The sequence below is a fragment of the Flavihumibacter stibioxidans genome (genome assembly GCF_014332695.1).
In the GTDB taxonomy this organism is placed as follows: Bacteria; Bacteroidota; Bacteroidia; order Chitinophagales; family Chitinophagaceae; genus Flavihumibacter; species Flavihumibacter stibioxidans.
Window position 1 is genome coordinate 276,564 of sequence record NZ_MBUA01000012.1, and the last position, 18,676, is coordinate 295,239.

At 49.7% G+C, this 18,676-nt stretch carries 15 protein-coding genes; 9 read left to right on the forward strand and 6 right to left on the reverse strand.

What is annotated here, in order from left to right; all coding sequences use genetic code 11:
- Positions 1-75: 75 nt before the first annotated feature.
- Positions 76-465 carry a DUF4783 domain-containing protein gene (locus BC349_RS08300; RefSeq protein WP_187256284.1) on the reverse strand — a complete coding sequence of 130 codons (390 nt, stop codon included), beginning with the start codon at positions 463-465 and terminating at the stop codon, positions 76-78.
- A 166-nt stretch (positions 466-631) separates the two neighbouring features.
- Here BC349_RS08300 and gpmI point away from each other — a divergent pair, with 166 nt between their 5' ends.
- The 9 genes from gpmI to BC349_RS08345 all read left to right on the forward strand — a co-directional run bounded on the left by gpmI (position 632) and on the right by BC349_RS08345 (position 10,954).
- Positions 632-2,149, forward strand: coding sequence for a 2,3-bisphosphoglycerate-independent phosphoglycerate mutase (gpmI, locus tag BC349_RS08305; RefSeq protein WP_187256285.1), 1,518 nt, complete (start codon positions 632-634; stop codon positions 2,147-2,149).
- A gap of 40 nt (positions 2,150-2,189) precedes the next feature.
- Positions 2,190-2,678: a heme-binding domain-containing protein gene (locus BC349_RS08310; RefSeq protein ID WP_187256286.1), complete on the forward strand. Its 489-nt coding sequence runs from the start codon at positions 2,190-2,192 to the stop codon at positions 2,676-2,678.
- Positions 2,675-3,175, forward strand: a complete 501-nt coding sequence (locus BC349_RS08315) for a hypothetical protein (protein ID WP_187256287.1) — start codon at positions 2,675-2,677, stop codon at positions 3,173-3,175. The genes BC349_RS08310 and BC349_RS08315 overlap by 4 nt, the downstream gene beginning before the upstream one ends.
- A 44-nt stretch (positions 3,176-3,219) precedes the next feature.
- Positions 3,220-5,511, forward strand: a complete 2,292-nt coding sequence (locus tag BC349_RS08320) for a TonB-dependent receptor plug domain-containing protein (RefSeq protein WP_187256288.1) — start codon at positions 3,220-3,222, stop codon at positions 5,509-5,511.
- 86 nt (positions 5,512-5,597) lie between these two features.
- Positions 5,598-6,176, forward strand: coding sequence for an RNA polymerase sigma factor (locus BC349_RS08325; protein WP_187256289.1), 579 nt, complete (start codon positions 5,598-5,600; stop codon positions 6,174-6,176).
- 52 nt (positions 6,177-6,228) lie between these two features.
- Positions 6,229-7,668 carry a porin family protein gene (locus tag BC349_RS08330; RefSeq protein ID WP_187256290.1) on the forward strand — a complete coding sequence of 480 codons (1,440 nt, stop codon included), beginning with the start codon at positions 6,229-6,231 and terminating at the stop codon, positions 7,666-7,668.
- A gap of 44 nt (positions 7,669-7,712) precedes the next feature.
- Positions 7,713-8,312, forward strand: a complete 600-nt coding sequence (locus BC349_RS08335) for a hypothetical protein (RefSeq protein WP_187256291.1) — start codon at positions 7,713-7,715, stop codon at positions 8,310-8,312.
- A gap of 2 nt (positions 8,313-8,314) precedes the next feature.
- On the forward strand, positions 8,315-10,273 hold the full coding sequence (locus BC349_RS19945; RefSeq protein WP_246456862.1) for an excinuclease ABC subunit UvrC: 1,959 nt from the start codon (positions 8,315-8,317) through the stop codon (positions 10,271-10,273).
- 318 nt (positions 10,274-10,591) lie between these two features.
- Positions 10,592-10,954 (forward strand): DUF4870 domain-containing protein, encoded by a 363-nt coding sequence (locus BC349_RS08345; RefSeq protein ID WP_187256292.1) that lies wholly within the window; start codon positions 10,592-10,594, stop codon positions 10,952-10,954.
- Positions 10,955-11,013: 59 nt separating this feature from the next.
- Here BC349_RS08345 and porN read toward each other — a convergent pair whose 3' ends face one another.
- The 5 genes from porN to BC349_RS08370 form a co-directional block, all read right to left on the reverse strand.
- Positions 11,014-12,045, reverse strand: coding sequence for a type IX secretion system ring subunit PorN/GldN (gene porN, locus BC349_RS08350; protein WP_187256293.1), 1,032 nt, complete (start codon positions 12,043-12,045; stop codon positions 11,014-11,016).
- Positions 12,046-12,069: 24 nt separating this feature from the next.
- Positions 12,070-13,602 (reverse strand): type IX secretion system motor protein PorM/GldM, encoded by a 1,533-nt coding sequence (porM, locus tag BC349_RS08355; protein WP_187256294.1) that lies wholly within the window; start codon positions 13,600-13,602, stop codon positions 12,070-12,072.
- A 64-nt stretch (positions 13,603-13,666) separates the two neighbouring features.
- The gene (gene porL, locus BC349_RS08360) at positions 13,667-14,434 is read right to left on the reverse strand and encodes a type IX secretion system motor protein PorL/GldL (RefSeq protein ID WP_187256295.1); all 768 of its coding nucleotides are present in this window, start codon (positions 14,432-14,434) and stop codon (positions 13,667-13,669) included.
- Between the two features lie 118 nt (positions 14,435-14,552).
- Positions 14,553-15,845, reverse strand: a complete 1,293-nt coding sequence (porK, locus tag BC349_RS08365) for a T9SS ring complex lipoprotein PorK/GldK (protein ID WP_187256296.1) — start codon at positions 15,843-15,845, stop codon at positions 14,553-14,555.
- A gap of 168 nt (positions 15,846-16,013) precedes the next feature.
- A complete protein-coding gene (locus tag BC349_RS08370) occupies positions 16,014-18,485 on the reverse strand; it encodes a thioredoxin domain-containing protein (RefSeq protein ID WP_187256297.1) in 2,472 nt (823 codons plus the stop codon).
- Positions 18,486-18,676 lie beyond the last annotated feature (191 nt).

The window sequence follows — 18,676 nt, forward strand, 5'->3', positions numbered from 1 at the left end:
AAAGCCCCGCATTACTGCGGGGCCGGCACTTCACGAGAATATTGTGATCATCAAAGGGATATTGTACACATTTAATTACTCCTCCTGGAACCTCATTTCCTGCAGGAATTGCTTTTCGCCTTTCTGTTTCAGGAACAGGGTGGTGCGATAACGACCATTTTGTGTCATCAGCACCCCGATAATATAATTGGATCCGTTGTTCTCACCACGGTGTTTCAGTTCAAAGGATTTCACGCCCCCATTGGTGCTGAAAAAATTCTTCAGGATCATTTCTGCCTGGATACGGCTGTAGTTATCGCTCTTCTCCGGCAGGCTGATGTCAACCCTTGAATCAAAATAACGTGACAACAAATTGGCATTACCCGATTTGAGTGCCACCACCACTGAATCAGTTTCGGCACGGTTAACAAATCCGGATACTAAAATAGTCGCGCTTAATAGGATAATTGTAAAAAATGCTTTCATACGTTACTGTTTAACGGTAATGAGCTTTCGGAAGGATAACGGACTACGGCAGGTAGCAATCAATCTTCCAAAAGTGTGCCAACTTGTCAAAAACCACCCAAATCCGCCGTCAATGGCTGAATTTTTGCCTAGATTTACGGTAAGTTTCAAGCAGAACCAATAAAAAATGAAAAAAGCAATCCTGATTATTATGGATGGATGGGGGCTCGGGAAAGTAGCGTCCAGTGATGCCATCCAGCACGCCAATGTACCCTTCGTTACCAGTCTTTACAGCAAATTCCCCCATACCACCCTCATTACCTGTGGAGAAGCAGTCGGACTTCCGGAAGGCCAGATGGGCAATAGTGAAGTGGGCCACCTGAACCTGGGTGCGGGCCGGATCGTTTACCAGGAACTGCAGCGCATCAATGTGGCTATCCGCGACGGCGAATTCCAGCAGAACCCGGTATTACTGAACGCCATCCGGACCGCCAAAGCCAATGACAAGGCACTTCACCTGCTCGGATTGGTGAGCGACGGCGGTGTCCATTCCCATACCAGCCACCTGAAAGCCATCGTCAGCCTCTGCAAACAGGAAGACTTTTCAAAAGTATTTATTCATGCCTTTACAGACGGACGGGATACAGACCCCAAAAGCGGCCTGGGATATATGACCAGCCTCCAGGCTCACCTCGACCAGACCACCGGATGCATCGCAACAGTCAGTGGCCGCTATTATGCCATGGACCGCGACAAACGCTGGGAAAGGGTAAAACTGGCCTATGACGCCATGGTAAAAGCCACGGGAGAAAAAGCCACCAATGCCCTGGCTGCCATCCGGGAATCCTATGACAAAAACATCACAGACGAGTTCCTGATGCCTACTGTCATCACCAACGATGCCGGCCACCCACTGGCCACCATCAAAAACGGTGATTCCGTAATGGTCTTTAATTTCCGCACCGACCGCTGCCGCGAAATCACTGAGGTCCTGAGCCAGACCGATATGCCGGAACATGGAATGAAACACCTGAACCTTCACTATACCACCATGACGGAATATGACAAAACCTTTAAAAATGTAAACGTCGTATTCGAGAACGATAACCTGAACAATACGCTTGGTGAAGTGCTCGCGGCCAACGGAAAAAAACAGATCCGGATCGCCGAAACAGAAAAATATCCGCATGTAACCTTCTTCTTCAGTGGCGGTCGCGAATTGCCCTTCGAAGGTGAAACCCGCATCCTGAAGCCATCACCCAAAGTGGCAACCTATGACCTGCAGCCGGAAATGAGCGCCTATGACCTGACGGATGCCCTGGTGCCTGAAATCGAAAAGGAATCAGCGGATTTCATTTGCCTCAACTACGCCAATGCCGACATGGTTGGGCATACCGGAATCTTCCCTGCTGCCATCAAAGCCGTAGAAACAGTGGACAAATGCGTGGAAAGGGTGGTGACCGCGGCTATCGATCATGGTTACACGATTTTCCTGACGGCAGACCATGGCAACGCCGATTTTATGATCAATGAAGACGGAAGCCCCAATACCGCTCACACGCTGAACCTGGTGCCCTTGTTCATTATCGATAAAAACTGGCGCGGCACCGTGAACCCCGGGAAGCTGGGCGATATCGCCCCAACCATCCTTCATTTTATGGGACTGCCCATTCCGAAAGAGATGAGCGGCAACGTACTGGTATAAATCCATCCTAAACTGGTTTAATAATCCTAAAACCGATCAAATGATAAAAAAGATCCTTCTGTTTCTGCTGGTTGTACTGATTGTCCTGCAGGTTTTCAGACCCAAAAAAGACAATATCTCAACCACCCCGGCACCCGCCAATATCAACAACTTCGCAACTGTGCCGGCAGATATTGACCAGATGCTGAAAACCAGTTGCTATGATTGCCACAGCAACAATACCGTTTACCCATGGTATGCCAATATCCAACCCGTAGGCTGGTGGCTCGACGACCATGTGGAAGAAGGAAAAAAAGAGCTGAACTTCGACGATTACGGCAACTATAACCTTCGCCGCCAATACCATAAACTGGAAGAAATTGCAGAACTGGTGGAAGCCGGCGAAATGCCCCTGCCTTCCTACACAATTGTGCACACCAATGCCAAACTAAGCGAGGAACAGAAAAAAATGATGACCGGATGGGCAGACCAGGTAATGAACGACATGAAGGCTAAATACCCGATTGACAGCCTGATCAGGAAAAAATGAACCGGTTTTTTTCCATCCCCCTGGCCGCACTGGTCCTGACGCCTTTTCTATTTGCGTGCTACTTCCAGGTGCAGCAATCCATCATCAGGAAAAGGATGGAGGAAAAACTGATGGGACAGGAACTGACTGTCCTGAAACTTAAACAGGCGGATCTTGCCTGGTACAAAAAAGGAAAAGAGATCATCCTCCGGGGACGGCTCTTTGATGTGTTTTCCATCACCCAAAAAGGTGATGACCTGACGGTAAGCGGATTGTTTGATGATGCAGAAACCAAACTGCACATGAAAGCAATCCGCCTGCTGGATAAGGAAAATCGCAACCACAACAAATCACTTGCCGGTTATGCCCACTGGCTGCAGCAACTCTTTACCTGGCCGCAACTCCACGACCCTGATCCTCCCGCCGCAGCAGCAGAAAAAACTTTCGCGGCAGCCCGCAAATCATTACTGCCTCAGGGAAACCTGACCGCTGTATTCTCACCTCCCAGGCATGCATAACCGAAATGAACTCATTTTAGTTATTCATTGCCAATCATCCCATCATGCACAAAGAAATAAGGGCGGTTGCCTCCGGCATCACCGTGTACCTGCGCATACCTGCCGGTATTGCAGTATGCCTGCTGAACCTGGTACAGGCAATGGCGCAGCAGCCACCCACAGACACAACAAAAAAAGTAGAAGAATTACACGAAGTCATTTTTTCCTTCAACAAATGGGAACAGCAACTCAATGAAGTTCCCAATAAGATTACCAAAATAAACCGTGCCCAGGTATTGTTCCGGCAGCCGCAGACCGCTGCAGACATGCTTGCACAGGGCGGCAGCGTATTCATACAGAAAAGCCAGCTGGGTGGCGGCAGCCCCATGATAAGAGGCTTTGCCACCAACAGGGTATTACTGGTCATGGATGGCGTAAGGATGAACAACGCCATCTACCGCAGCGGCAACCTCCAGAATGTGATCAGCATTGATCCATTGGCACTGGAATCTTCAGAAGTCGTTTTTGGTCCCGGTTCACTGATCTATGGCAGTGACGCTATAGGCGGTGTGATGGATTTCCACAGTCTCGAAGCCCGTTTTGCCCGGGATGAAAAACTCCTGGTAAAAGGCAGCGCGATGGTGAGACACGCCACTGCCAACCAGGAAAAGACCATCCATGCAGATTTCAACCTGGCGGGCAGGAAGATGTCCTGGCTTTCTTCCGTCAGCTTCAGCTCCTTTGACGACCTCAAAATGGGCAGGCATGGCGGGCAGGACCGTTACCTCCGCACTGAATACGTAGAAAGGATCAATGGCAGGGACAGCATCATCAAAAATGCTGATCCGCGGATCCAGCGGTTTACAGGATATGATCAACTGAACATACTCCAGAAACTCAGGTTCCGCATCACAGATCAGCTCCAGCTGCAATACAGTTTTACCTATGCCGGAACAGGAACTGCACCCAGGTATGACCGCCTGATCCAGTACCGTTCGGGGAGTTTACGGTTTGCGGAATGGAACTACGGACCCATGCTGTGGAGAATGCATACACTGCACCTGGCGCATAACCGGAAAACAGCACTGTACGACAATGCAAGGTTTACCGCCTCTTACCAGAATTACGCAGAAAGCAGGATCGACCGTACCAGGGGTAAAACCATCCGCAATAAACAGGCTGAATCGGTAAATGCCCTGAGCTTTAACTGGGACGCCAGTAAGACGCTGGGAAAGGCGCAACTGTTCTGGGGTGCGGAATACGTACACAATAAAATAGGCTCAAAGGGCTGGCAGACCGATATTCAAAACGGCACTGCGGCCCCGGCTGTAAGCAGGTATCCCGACAACAGCAGCTGGTTTTCTTCGGGTATATATGGTAGTTATAAAATCAATTTCCGTCCCGACTGGACCTTTAGTTCGGGTATCCGTTACAGTTATAACGGCCTGGATGCTGATTTTGACAAAACATACATACCCTTTCCCTATGAATCGGCAAACCTGCGGGATGGCGCGGTTACCTTCAATGCCGGGATGGTGCACCGCCCCACAGATAACTGGCAGTTGAACGGTAATATCTCCACCGGTTACCGCATGCCCAACATTGACGATATCGGCAAACTGTTCGAGAGTGCACCCGGAAACATAACGGTTCCCAATCCGGATCTGGAGCCCGAATATGCCTGGAATTTTGAACTGGGTGCGGTATTCACCAACCCGGGTGAATACTCGCCGGAAAACGGCCTGCGGCTTGAACTGAATGTATTCCATACCATTCTGGACAATGCGATAGTGAGGCGGCCGGCGAGCCTGAATGGAATGGACAGTATTCTGTTCGATGGGATCTTAAGCCGGGTGGAGGCCCTGAAAAACGCGGCCAAAGCAACGGTATGGGGACTTCAGGCTGCGGCCCAGGTACCGGTAGGCAGATATTTTTCCGCAAGGATCAATGCCAACTATATTACCGGCCGCGAAACCGATGACAATACCGATGCCGCTGAAAACGCTGAAAAACTACCACTTCGCCATGCCCCGCCCTTTTACGGGAATGCTGCCATGGTATTCACCAAAGGCAAATGGCAACTGGAACTGAACAGTTTCTACAACAGCGCCATCAGCAATGAGAACCTGGCACCATCGGAACAGTCGAAGACTGATATCTATGCACTCGGTTCCGACGGTAAACCATACGCTCCCGACTGGTACACCGTGAACCTGAAAACGGCTTACCGGTTCAGCAAAAACCTCCAGGCAGGCCTGGGCTGGGAAAACATGACCAACCAGCGCTATCGCCCCTATTCCAGCGGGCTGGTAGCGGCGGGATCCAACTGGATTATAAGCCTCCGGGCTTCCTGGTGAAGGTGGGGGAACCCCTTTCCCCCACCCTTTACATTTTATTGGGTTGCCAGAAAATTTCCCTAAATTACGATAGTATAATCCTCAATATGACGGAAGAAGTTCTGCTGCAGGGATGTATCAATAACGAACCGATGGCTCAGAAAGAGTTGTACCAGAAATACAATTCTAAAATGATGTCCGTCTGTTATCGTTTCGCGCACAACAGGGAAGACGCGGAAGATATGCTCCAGGAAGGCTTTATCAAGGTCTTTTCCCAGATCCACACTTTCCGCTCACAGGGGGCGCTGGAAGGCTGGATCAGGCGTATCATGGTACATACCTGCATCAACCACCTGAAAAGGAATAAGAAATTCAACGAAAGCGTTGACCTTATTCATGCCAATGGTCTGCAGGTAAGGGAAGATTCCGTTCCCTCTATCGTACAGGCCAAACAGGTCATAGAATGCATCAGGCTCCTTCCTATCGGTTACAGAACCGTCCTGAACCTGTACGCCCTTGAAGGCTATTCCCACAAAGAAATCGCAACCGTTCTTGACATAGAAGAAAGTACCAGCCGGTCGCAGTACACCCGTGCCCGGCAAATGCTCGAAGATATCCTTGTAAAACAGAAAATTATCCAGAAACCCCAGAATAAAGTGTCGCTGCTAGCAGCGTTTGGAAGGTAATAATGCTCTATAAAGAGTGGCAGATTAAACAACACGTATCCCTAACCGGACGATGATGGAGCAACAATTTTTTGAGGACGAATTTGAGCAGTTTTTAAGAGAAAACGCAGACCAGCATAGAATGTACCCTTCTCATGGAGTGTGGACGAATATCTATCGCCATTTCCACTCCGGAAGGAGGAGAGTCGCCCTGGGTGTGTTACTTTTACTGATCCTGACTGGCAGCATTCTGCTTGTCAACCAGAATTCTTTTGCCCCGGACTCCCGTAAAATCGCCGGCTATTCCACCAAAACCGCTGCATTCTCCGCCGGCAGCGTTCCAGGCGGCCAAACAGAAAGCACCGTTACGGTAAATGATATTATCGCCAAACTGCGGGCCAAATCATTGATGCCACCGGTTACCATTGTGGCACCACGTTCCCTCGAACCACTCCAGCTGGACCGAAAGGATATGCAGGACCAGTTTACCGTTCCTGAAAACTTCCTGGATGCACCAGGATTGGCCAGTAATCCCATCAACCTGCCGGCACTAAGGGAAATGGCAACCATACCGCTGTCTGACCGGAACAGTGGAACAACCCCGTTAACAGCCCCGGCAGCTCAACAAAATGAATACCTGCCTTTTGCCACTGCAAAAACCACCCAGGGATCCCTTGCCATAAACACCCTGGCTGCCCCCGCAGGGTATGAGCAGCAACCCGATGCACAGATTGCCAGGAATAATTTTATTGCAGCCGGCATAAAACCTGCTACCCGCGCTGCACTTAAAAACAGGTTTGCCTACACCCTGAACTTTTCGCCATCCATCGGCTACCGCAACCTGTTTGAGGGCAAATCATATGTGGCTTATGGTAACTCACCCCTGATGGTTCGGCACCTCAACGTAAACCAGTTTGTTGACCACAAACCGGCCGTCGGTTTTGAACTGGGAGGCGGATTGCGCTACCAGGTGAGCAGGATTCTTTCCATCCGGACAGGCCTGCAGCTCAACTTCACCAGGTACAGCATAGCCGCATTTTCACACTATCCTGAAAGAGCAACCCTTGCGCTTAATACCCAGTTCGGCATGCGCAGGGATACCCTGGTTGCTACCTCCAACGTTCGCAACCTGGCAGGCAATAACCCGGAAAGGTTGCATAACCAGTACCTCCAGATTGGCATCCCCGTTGGTGCTGAGCTGATGATCCTGGGCGACAATAAACTACAGGTGAACCTGGCGGGCAGCCTTCAACCCAGCTACCTCCTGAACACCGACCAATACCTGCTGAGCAGCGATTTTTCCAACTATGTCAAGGAGCCTTCCCTGCTCCGCCGCTGGAATCTTGCAACCGGACTGGAGGCTTCTGTCTCTTACCGGAAGGGTGATACCCGCTGGCATTTCGGACCCCAGTTCCGCTACAACCTGCTTTCCACTTATAAAAAACAATACCCCATCCGTGAAAACCTGATGGAATACGGTGTCAGGATCGGCGTAAGTAAAACCATCCGCTAACAGCAGCCCTCCTTAATCTCATCCCCCTTCCTTAATTTTGGGGCATGTTAAAAATATTTGTTCCTGCTCTTCTCGTAACGGCATCCATTCTGACTGCCTGCGGAAACAACCAGGGCCAGGCTGACCAAAGCAGCACTGATACCACTGCCACCGAAAATGCGTATTTCCCGGTTACCGGTTTTATACATTCACAGCTTACCGCCATCGATTCGCTACAACTGCCGGTTACTAAATATGAATCCACCGGGGATAAAAAAGATACGGCTGCCCTTTCCCTGGCCGATTGCAGATTATTGGCCGCCCCCTTTCTTGAGTATGATATCACCGCCAGCCCGCTTCGTGAGAAATTCAAAGAGAATAGTTTTGCCGACCAGTCCATACCCAGTATCACTTTCACCTACCATACAGCTGACAGCAGCCTGGCTTTGAAAAGGGTGGATGTGGTGTTATCGCCCGACCCCGTTCAGACAGACAAAGTAAAATCTGTCTATATGGAAAAACTTTACCAGCAGCAGGATACCCTGGTGGAAGAAAAAATGTTCTGGAAAGCCGATCATTACTACCAGGTGATCCGCAGTAAGCAGGTGGCCAGTGGCAAACCGGTAATATCACAGCTTAAAGTCGTTTGGGATCCGACCGAATAAAGATGACCTCCGCAGCTTTTCAGCAAATAGCACACACCATTCCGCACTCACCGGGCATTTACAAATACTTTGATGCCGGGGATACCCTTTTGTATGTAGGCAAGGCCAAAAACCTGCGCAAAAGGGTGAGTTCCTATTTTACTAAAACCTTTACCAGCTACAAGACCCACGAACTGGTACAGCGGATTGGCCGGATCGAATTCACCATTGTTGACTCCGAGCAGGATGCTTTCCTGCTGGAAAACGCGCTGATCAAGCAATTCCGTCCCCGCTTCAATATTGACCTGAAGGACGACAAGACCTATCCCTTCCTGGTCGTTAAAAAAGAACCCTTCCCAAGGGTCTTCTTCACCCGCAGGAAAATCAACGACGGGTCCGAATACCTGGGACCCTTTACCTCCGTGGGTAAAGTGAGGGAATTGCTGGATTTTATCCGGCAGAATATTCCCATCCGCACCTGTAAACTGAATCTAACGGAAAGCAATATTCGAAAAGGAAAATTCAGGGTTTGCCTGGAATACCACCTGGGCAATTGCAAGGGGCCCTGTGAAGGATTGCAAACAGAACAGGAGTACAGGGATGGATTGCTGCAGTTAAAGAACCTGATGAAGGGCAACCTGGCGCCGGTAATGCAGCAATTCCGCATGGAGATGCAGCAGTTTGCCCGGGACCTTCAGTTTGAGAAGGCGGAACTGATGCGCAGGAAGCTGGAACACCTGGAGCAATACCAGAGCCGCTCCGTTATTGTGAGCAGGCACCTGGGCAACCTGGATGTCTATTCCATCCTGAAGGAGGGCGATATCGCCTATGTAAATTACCTGATGGTGCAGCATGGCACCATTGTCCAGACCCATACGATCCAGCTCGAAACACACCTCGATGAAACCGAAGAGGAGGTATTGACCTTCGCCATCGGCCAGTTGCGTGATACATTCAACAGCCTGGCTTCGGAAGTCATTGTGCCCTTCCCCCTGGCTGAACTGGGAGCATCCGCCGAAGGCGGCGGGAATACCGGCAAAGAGGATGGCATCCCCTTTCAGGAGCCCGCACCACCCGCCCTGACAATTGCAGCCGAAGACGGCCCGCAGCCTGAAGCATACCTGGCAGGCCGCCAGCCTGTCCTGACGATCACCGTCCCAAAAGCCGGTGATAAAAAAAAGCTTCTTGACCTGTCGCTCAAAAACGTCAATTATTTCCAGGAAGAGATCCGGCGGAAAAAAACCTTGCACCTGGAAGGCAAATCGGACATGGAAAAAAAGCAGGTGTTATACCAGTTGATGGAAGACCTGCAGTTGCCGGAACTGCCGGTGCACATCGAATGCTTCGATAACTCCAATTTCCAGGGGGCCTACCCGGTGTCAGCGATGGTCTGCTTTCGCGATGGTGTTGCCAGCAAAAAAGACTACCGGCATTTCAATGTAAAAACCGTGGAAGGCATTAATGATTTTGCCACCATGAAAGAAGTGGTATTCCGGCGCTACAAAAGACTGCGGGATGAAAAAGCACCCCTTCCACAGCTGGTAATAATTGATGGTGGGAAAGGACAGCTGGGAGCGGCAATGGAGGCCATCAGGGAACTGGGACTAACGGGAAGCATGAGCCTGGCGGGATTGGCTAAGAATGAGGAAGAGATATTTTTCCCGGGCGACAGCGAGTCGGTCAAGCTTCCTTATAACAGCGAATCCCTGAAACTGATCCGCCGCATCAGGGATGAAGTGCATCGCTTTGGAATCACTTTCCATCGGAACCAGCGCAGCAAAGGAACTTTTAAAAATGAACTGGAAGAAATAAAGGGAATCGGGAAAGCAACCGCAGCACAACTGCTTAAAACTTTTCGCAGTGTAAACAATGTACGGCAGCAATCACTTGAAAGCCTTTCAGAACAGGTTGGCGTCGCAAAAGCAAAATTAATCCGGGAACATTTTGAGGGCAGCAAGGATAGCGCAACTGGAGATCTTTAATGGTTCTCACCCATATACTCCGCTCCTCGCCTGAAAAAAACAAGGGGCCAGGATAGAAATCCAGCCCCGTTTTTAAAATCCAATATCCTATGAAAAACCATTACAAAGGTAACTTAATTCTGCATAGCCGCAATACCCCAAAGAGGGTATTTTTCGCATAGTGCTAAACGTTTGCAATTTTGCGGGTTTTTACTATAAAAACTGTGGTTTAGCTTTTAATCAGGGTCACAACCTTTCATGGAAATGCCTGGTTTATACAAGGTCGGAACGCCTTGACTGACCCGGGCTATATTTGCCAAAAGATTATACCGGAAGAACATGAATAAAAATGAAGTAACAAGTGGAAAAGGAGCAGAACGCCTGATCAAAATTGCACTGCATGTTTCGCCTTTATTATTTCTTTGGAAGCCGTTTATGGGAGGCCTGGCACCTGCCATCATCTGGTATATGTACCGCGACAGGATTCCTGGTATTGACCAGGCAGGAAGGAAAACCATGCGATTACAATTAATCTGGCTGGTGGGACTCTTGCTGTTCATGGGTATTTTAACCGTCACCAAATCCTACCACCTTCAGCCAGACTGGCTCGCCAACTCCGGCAGGTCCATTCTAACAGGATTCTATCTCGCCAATGTCCTGAATATTCTCTACCAGTTGATCCGAACCCTCACACGCCTTTAACCATTCACCATTCACCATTCACCAAAAAAAAGCCCCGCTGACAGCGGGGCTTTTTTTTCTTAGTATGACCAGAGGTCCTGCTCATAATTAAAGATCTTGTCTTTGGCATTTTCTCCTTCCAGCAATCGCAGGATCGGATCCTTGATATAAGACTCAATATACTGGTCGCCCGGGTTATCAAGGGTTGATTTGATGATCCGGCTGGCGAACATGCGGCTTTCGAACAGTTCCTCCCAGCTCATGCGGGCACCGAAGTTTTTGCCGTTATAGGCTTCATAACGGGCCAGCAGGGGACGCATATCAGGATAATATACCCAGAACAGCGGGGTTACAGCCCTGAAAGATCCATCCACGTTTTTGATGGTCTTCAGCGGGGCAATACCCAGGATGCGCACGTGCAGACGGGAAGACTCCTTGTCAAATACCACTTCTTCCTTCACCCAGTACTTTTCGATTTCTGAAGGGTTGAACATGTTAATGGTAACAGTATCCTTCATCAGTCCTTTTGAACCATCGGGGTCATTTGCCCAGTCTGGAATTGATTCCACTTTGGGTTTTCCCACCAGTTGCTCGGTGATTTCCTTCAGGGTGATCGGCGTGGTGAAACGGTCATCGATCGGGCTGAAAGCTGTGATCTCACCGCTCTTCAGGGAAGACAGCAGGATATTGATGAACTTCTGGTTACCGTTGTCGTCGTCTGCATTGTACATGAAGGGAAGGTTCATCTTTTCATGGATGTCAATCTCCCTCCACAGGCGCTGACGGTACACCGCATCATCCTCACGGATATGCTCATAGTTAAGCGGGATACGCTCTTTTACCAGGTTCCTTTCAATGGCATTGTCGTTGCGCAAAGATTTACGAACCGGACCAAGATCGAGGGTCGCTTCAACAGGCGCAGCAGGAACAGTGTCCTTGGCTGGTGCCTGGGTAAGTGCCTCAGCATTACCGGTGTTATTTTTATTGGTACTTGTTTTCTTGGCAGTTGTACGCTTGCGGGAAGAGCGGTTCCTTGCCTGCGCATCGGCAGTTTCAACGAACAGTCCCATGGCGGCTACCAGTAGACAAAGTTGGATGATACGGTTTTTCATTATATGCCTGTTTTAGTCTTAAGCTTATTTCAAGTTAAAAAAGATACCGGGTAATTCACGTACACGTCCATCGGGACCTTTTACACGGATCTGGTCAAAGTATACAGTTGTTCCTGGTGTGGCGCGGCCTACGATTCCGGCAGCGTTACCCTGCCAGCGCGGACCGTCATTGGCAGCCTGCTGGTAAGTAGCAAATGCACCACCGTTAGCACCCAGGGTATAACCTACTACCTGGAAAGGAGCGTCAAATTCTGAATCCATCAGCTTTGCCAGCATACCACCCATTGCTTTGAAAGTGGAAGCAGGAATAGAACCACCCCTTGACTGGCCCACCATGGCGGTAGGATCAGGCAGGTTTTTCACACGCATCGGGAAAGCACTTGTTTTTCCGTTAACGGTTACTTTGATTTCAGCGGGACCGGCTTTGGTTGGCTTAACAATATAACGGTCGCCACCTGCACCGGAAATTGCACCACCTGTAAAGGATACATTCATTTTTTCCTTACCGGCAGAACCGGCTGATACCATGATCGGGTTATCTACACCAATATACAGTACGTTCATTTTCTCCAGGAATACAGAAGCTCCGGAAGGAACACCCACAGTGTACTTGATGGTCTTGTTCAGCACAGCATCAGTACCATCGGGCTTCTTGAACTTCACTTCCACGTTTACACTTCTTTCACCAGCGCCGCTTACAGTAGTCTTATACACTGCTGTACCTTCCGCACCCAGGGCTACAGGAGCACCATTGATGCTTACAGAAGGCTTGGCTGCCTTGGAGAAAGCTCCCACACCAGCTGTGATTTCCAACTCCTGGCCAGGCATCAGGTAGGTTGAGTTGGTTCCGGCAAAAGCCTGGAATTCATCAAACACCACTTCTACCTCACCGATTTCCTTGTGGCAGTAATCAACCACCTGGGCTTCGGAATTCTTCACATCATTCTGGAATTTACTCAGGATGGTCAGTGCAGCGATGGTGGGGGTCATGCGGAAATAGGCAGACTTCCAGTCATTACTTGCAATGGTTCCTGTCTGGGATTTGGGTACTGTAAGATCCAGCGGAAGGCTCTTCTCGAACTGAGCTTTCATCTCGGGCACAATGGCCAGCATCTGGTTCTTGTAGTCGGTAAGCCTTTTCAGGAGTTCATCACCATCTTTACCTTCTACCAGCAAACGGGTAGAAGCATCCAGGTTGTCTTCAGAGAACTTTTCTTCAGCAGTGCCGATGTTTTCTCCTTTGGACTCTTTTTTCAGGGTTGTCTTGAGATCATCGAGGTACTTTGACATTTCAGCGGAAAGCTTCTGTGCCTGTTGTGCCTTGGGATACCAGATGCCTGCTTTTTCAGCGGTCTCCGGCTTCTTCAGCTTTTGCTCGAATGATTCGTAAGTTGTCTTATTCTTGTCATCTACAACCGCGTTGGCGGATGCGATGCTCGCGTTAACGGTTTTGAAGGCGTTCAGGATTTCAGATGACACGTTCAATGCAAGCAGTGCGGTAAGCACCAAATACATCATGTTGATCATCTTCTGCCTGGGCTCTTTAGGTAAGGCCATGGATCTGGGATTTAAATGTTGTCAATCAGTTTTTCACAGTTTCAAATAGGGTACAGCGGCTGGATTAAGCCCTGCCCTGCATTGCGTTCAGCATGTTGCCATAGATCTGGTTAAGGTTACCCAGGTTCTTGGCCAGCAGAGAAATCTGATTCTGTGTTTTCTTGGCATCTTCCACGCTGCCCTGCATTGCTTCAGAAGCAGAAGCCAGGTTTCCGTAGAACTTGTTCATTGCCTTCAGGTGATTGTTGGTATCCTGCAGTTCCAGTTCGTAAATGGTATTCAGGGATCCCAGGTTCTTGGTCAGGGTCTGTACCTGCGTATGGAAAAGCTTGGTGCTTTCAGAAGCATCGTTGAAGCTCTGCATGGTAGCAGCACTCTTGGTGTATGCCTCTTTCATTTGTCCCAGTGCTCCGGCAGCTTCCTTGGTTTTAGCTGCATAATCATTGGTAGCTGCAACCACATCAGAAACATCTTTCATCTGGTTAACTGTAGTGCCCAGTTTGTTGAAACCTTCGCTCAGTTTTTTCAGATTGGTTGGAGTGATGTCGGCTTCCTGCATCATTTTGTCAAGATTGTTCAGAGCAGGGTTGCCGGCGGAGCCACCAGCCATTTTCGGAAGTGCTTCAGCCAAAGCTGCCATTTCCTGACCGGGAGGCGGTAAAAATGCATATACCAGGAAGATGGCGGCTTCTGTCAGCAGACCAATGGTCAGCATCCAGTCAGCAAAAGGTTTATGCAGGATCTTAGCCCAGGCACCGAAGATTACAACAGCTGCGCCCACGCAGACGATAACGTTTACCAGTTTTTCAGTAGATTTAGATGTACCAGCCATAGTTTAAAAGTTTAAGAAGGTTTGAATACGGGTTTAGTTTAGATAAAAGGATTCCAGTTTGATTGTTTCAATCAATTATTTAATAGTAAGATGTTGTCTTTAGAAATTTGCTATACGCTTATTTTTTACCTTTTCCCTGAGTTGGAGGAAGATCGATAGCTGTACGGAAACCGATATAGGATTTCGCAGTATCCTGGTATTCGTAAGAACGGGTACCGGTCTGGAGGAAGTAACCTACATCTTTCCAGCTACCGCCGCGCAATACCTTACGCTTCATACGGGGAGGATCTGAATCCTTTGCATTGTAGCGGATATCGGGGTTCATGTCGTGCTGGAAATTGTAACCACCTTCATAATAGAGGGAAGAAGTCCATTCTGCTACGTTACCTGCCATATTATACAGACCGAAATCGTTGGGCCAGTATGCATCGGCACGTACTGTGTAGAATCCGCCATCTTCAGGATAATTACCGCGACCAGGCTTGAAGTTGGCCAGCAGACATCCTTTCTTATTTCTCAGGTAATAATTACCCCAGGGGAACATAGATTGAGAGCGACCGCCGCGGGCTGCATATTCCCACTCTGCTTCTGTAGGCAGACGGAAATCTGACTCCTGTGCGCGCTTCTTGCTTTCGAGGAAAGAATTAAGGTAATGGGTCCTCCACTCACAGAAAGCCTGGGCCTGGTTCCAGTTCACACCTACTACAGGGTAGTTGCCAAAAGCAGGGTGTGAAAAATAACGCTTGGTCATCGGCTCATTATAAGAGTAGGAGAAATCACGGATCCACACCAGTGTGTCAGGATAGATGCGAACATCTTTCTTTACAATGAACTGGGAACGGGCTTTACCCTGGTTTTCCCTCTTGGAAGCTTCTTTGTTGTCAAAAGTCTCAGAATGATACACCAGTTTGGAAGCGTCCAGCTCTTTTTTACCAAAGATCCTGTTCTCAGGAGAAAGGATCAGCTGATCGATCTTCTCAATAGTGGCCTTATCACCCCACTTGATGGTTTTTGCCTTTGCCCAGTCAACATAATCTACCCCGTCGGCATTTTTAACATAACCCATCAGTTTGGCTGCGGTTGAATCACGCACCCAGTTTACGAACTGGCGATATTCATTGTTGGTGATCTCAGTGGCATCCATCCAGAAACCATTGATGGACACCTGCTTGTTCCTTGCGGTGTAAGCAAAATTCACGTCCTCATCACTTGGACCCATGTGGAATGTTCCAGGTGGTACATATACCATTCCCGGAGGCTTGGGCATTGAATACTTGTTGCCCGGTGCAACACCGTGCAACTGACCATCGTTTGGAATTCCGCTTCCTTTCTTGGAATTCTTTCCGAACATTCCGCAACTTGCCAGCATGGACAGGGCCGCAAGCGTGAATAGCGTGGACAGGTTTTTCATTTTCATAATATTAAAGGGTAGTGGGCAAATATAATCTTTTGTCAACATCAGCTTTCTAAGTTTATAATTTTGTTACGGTTCCAATTAATCACTTATGTCCGTGACAGAAATAACGGGACTTAATGAGGGATTATTGTATTGCCCCTTAATTAAATCTTGTGGTTTACCCTAAATCTGCCGCAATAGAGCCTCTACAGAGGCTACAGGCTGGCGACAGCTATAGTTCTGGCAAACATAAATCAACGATTCAGGGGCGGAGGGCTTGTTTCGCAACAGCGGGTAAGCATTGTTTTCGGAGGTAGCGGACTGGAGTACTTTGAACGGGATAAAATTAGCTAATATTTCCGTACGCAGCGCATCAGCATCCTGCCCTACAACAACTATTTCTGCACATCCTTCAGCCGCCCGCATGCACTCTGTGGCCCAGAAACCAAATGAGCCCGGGTAACGGGTCACCACGTCCGACAACGATTCCAGCATGCCTGCCGCCCTCAGCCGCCAATCTGGGCGATCCAGTACCAGTCCGAGATACTGCAGGTTAAACGCCATTACAGCATTCCCTGAGGGCTGCGCCCCGTCATACACTTCCCTTTTCCTGACTATTACATCGGTTTGCCGCTGTCCGGTATAATAGAAAAGATGGTTCCCTTCTTCCCCAAAATCAGTTAAAACCTGCCCGACCAGGCTACCCGCCAGGTCGAGGTAATCCGTATTCCCTGTCAACTCCTGCAAATAAATCAAAGCTTGTACCAGATATGCGTAATCATCCAGGAAAGCCGGGAATTTGGCGATACCAGACTTATAGGTATGCATTAATCCCTTTTCCGGGTGCATGAAAACCCTTTTCATAAAATCCATGTTCCGGATCGCGAGTTGCCTGTAGGATTCCCTGCCCGTGGCCGCAAATGCCTGCGAACAAGCCATGTTCATCAGGGCATTCCAGGCTAATAACTGCTTGTCATCCAGACCCGGAGGTATGCGCTGCGACCGTCTGGCCAGCAGCTTTTCCTCTATTTCAGCAAGCCTGTCATCCAGCCATTTTTCATCCGTAATTTCCGGGATCAAATTTAAAAGCTGTCCCCGTTTGATCGGTTTTGTTAATATGTTAATTCCTTCCCAATTCCCTTTTTCCGTAACCCCGTACCAGGCGCAGGCCAGCGCCGCATCCGGTCCCAGCAATTCCTCCAGCTCCTTTTTCCTCCAGACATAATATTTCCCTTCCTCGCCTTCCGAATCAGCATCAAGAGCAGAATAGAATCCGCCTTCGGGGGATAACATCTCCCGCTGGATAAAATCCATGGTCTGGTGGATCACCCGGGCATAGTCAGAATCCCCGGTCAGCTGGTACGCATCACATAACACCCCAATGAATAAAGCCTGGTCATAGAGCATCTTTTCAAAATGCGGTACCAGCCAGTCGTTATCGGTGGAATACCTTGCCAGACCGCCCCCCAGCTGGTCATAAATGCCACCGCGCATCATCTTCTCCACACTCAGCAACGCATGCTGCATGGCTTCCCCGGCCTGCGGAAATTCTGCTTCCCCGCCCGGCCGGGAACTGTTCACCCGTCGGGTGCCACCCGACGGGTGAACAGCACCCGGCCGGGGGTGGCGGTCGGAAAACAACCAGGCATACCGAAACAGGTAGGCAATGGACATGGTCTGGGGAAACTTAGGTGCCTGACCGAATCCGCCCTCCTGCTTATCGGCCGTCTTCAGCAGGGCCGTTGCCATCGCATGAAGCTGGTCTTTGTATAAGGTGTCTGACATGTTTTGCAGGAAATCAGCCCCGGCACCTGTTTTTCCAACTGAAGTCGCCTCATTAACGGGCTGATCAGTAACTGCCTCTCTATTAGCGCTATCCCCGTCAACTTCCTTCCCGCTAACTGCATCTTTACTGACACCCTCTCCGCTTGCAGCCGCATTGCTTGCAGCCGCATTGCTTGCAGCCGCATTGCTTGCTGCCGCATTGCTTGCTGCCGCATCACTAGCTGCCGCATCACTGGCTGCAGGCCGACCAATTGCCGCCCCGCTTGCTGCGCCCCCACCCGTTTCCGACATCCCGGCACCAGCCTCGCCTCCATCCCGTATCGCGTCAGACATCCCCGCAGCGGAAGGTTCTTTTATCTTCCCGATCGCATTAGCCTGCACCAGGTGTCCGGTTAACCGCTCTGCCTGGCTGTAGACCTCATCCCTGCGATCGCGCCAGGAACCCGCGATGCCGTGTAAAACATCACTCCAACTGGGTCGGTTAAACGCCGCCTGAGGCGGAAAATAAGTGCCTCCGTAAAAAGGCTTGCCTTCCGGTGTCAGAAATACATTCAGGGGCCAGCCCCCGCTGCCGGTCATGCTCTGCACCGCGTCCATATATATATGGTCAAGGTCAGGCCGCTCCTCCCGGTCGATCTTGATATTGATAAACAACTCATTCATGAAAGCAGCCACCCTGGCATCTTCGAAGCTCTCCCGCTCCATGACATGGCACCAATGGCAGGCCGCATAACCAATGCTGACCAAAATGGGTTTCTGCTGTTCGCGGGCCATGGACAATGCCTCATCTCCCCAGGGAAACCAGTCCACCGGATTATGGGCATGCTGTAACAAATAAGGACTTGTTTCGGAAGCCAGGCGATTGGCCATATAAATTAAGTTTAAAGTTTGCGGGTTGCGGGCCATTTAGAAGGTCGGCAGAACCCGACGTTCAGCACCGGCAACCCAATGAACATAACAAAATTGAGGGGCAAACGTTCAGGGGGCAACAGATACCCTCCCGGAAATGACAAAGCGCCAAACGTAAAAGCCCTTCCGGCCCTTCCACGTTTGACGCCCAT

Coding starts and splice junctions, on each gene's coding strand:
- BC349_RS08315 (WP_187256287.1), top strand. CDS start 2,675: ATGAACCGGTTTTTTTCCATCCCCCTGGCCGCACTGGTCCTGACGCCT.
- BC349_RS08320 (WP_187256288.1), top strand. CDS start 3,220: ATGCACAAAGAAATAAGGGCGGTTGCCTCCGGCATCACCGTGTACCTG.
- BC349_RS08325 (WP_187256289.1), top strand. CDS start 5,598: ATGACGGAAGAAGTTCTGCTGCAGGGATGTATCAATAACGAACCGATG.
- BC349_RS08335 (WP_187256291.1), top strand. CDS start 7,713: ATGTTAAAAATATTTGTTCCTGCTCTTCTCGTAACGGCATCCATTCTG.
- BC349_RS19945 (WP_246456862.1), top strand. CDS start 8,315: ATGACCTCCGCAGCTTTTCAGCAAATAGCACACACCATTCCGCACTCA.
- porL (WP_187256295.1), bottom strand. CDS start 14,434: ATGGCTGGTACATCTAAATCTACTGAAAAACTGGTAAACGTTATCGTC.
- BC349_RS08300 (WP_187256284.1), bottom strand. CDS start 465: ATGAAAGCATTTTTTACAATTATCCTATTAAGCGCGACTATTTTAGTA.
- BC349_RS08370 (WP_187256297.1), bottom strand. CDS start 18,485: ATGGCCAATCGCCTGGCTTCCGAAACAAGTCCTTATTTGTTACAGCAT.
- BC349_RS08310 (WP_187256286.1), top strand. CDS start 2,190: ATGATAAAAAAGATCCTTCTGTTTCTGCTGGTTGTACTGATTGTCCTG.
- porM (WP_187256294.1), bottom strand. CDS start 13,602: ATGGCCTTACCTAAAGAGCCCAGGCAGAAGATGATCAACATGATGTAT.
- porK (WP_187256296.1), bottom strand. CDS start 15,845: ATGAAAAACCTGTCCACGCTATTCACGCTTGCGGCCCTGTCCATGCTG.
- gpmI (WP_187256285.1), top strand. CDS start 632: ATGAAAAAAGCAATCCTGATTATTATGGATGGATGGGGGCTCGGGAAA.
- BC349_RS08345 (WP_187256292.1), top strand. CDS start 10,592: ATGAATAAAAATGAAGTAACAAGTGGAAAAGGAGCAGAACGCCTGATC.
- BC349_RS08330 (WP_187256290.1), top strand. CDS start 6,229: ATGATGGAGCAACAATTTTTTGAGGACGAATTTGAGCAGTTTTTAAGA.
- porN (WP_187256293.1), bottom strand. CDS start 12,045: ATGAAAAACCGTATCATCCAACTTTGTCTACTGGTAGCCGCCATGGGA.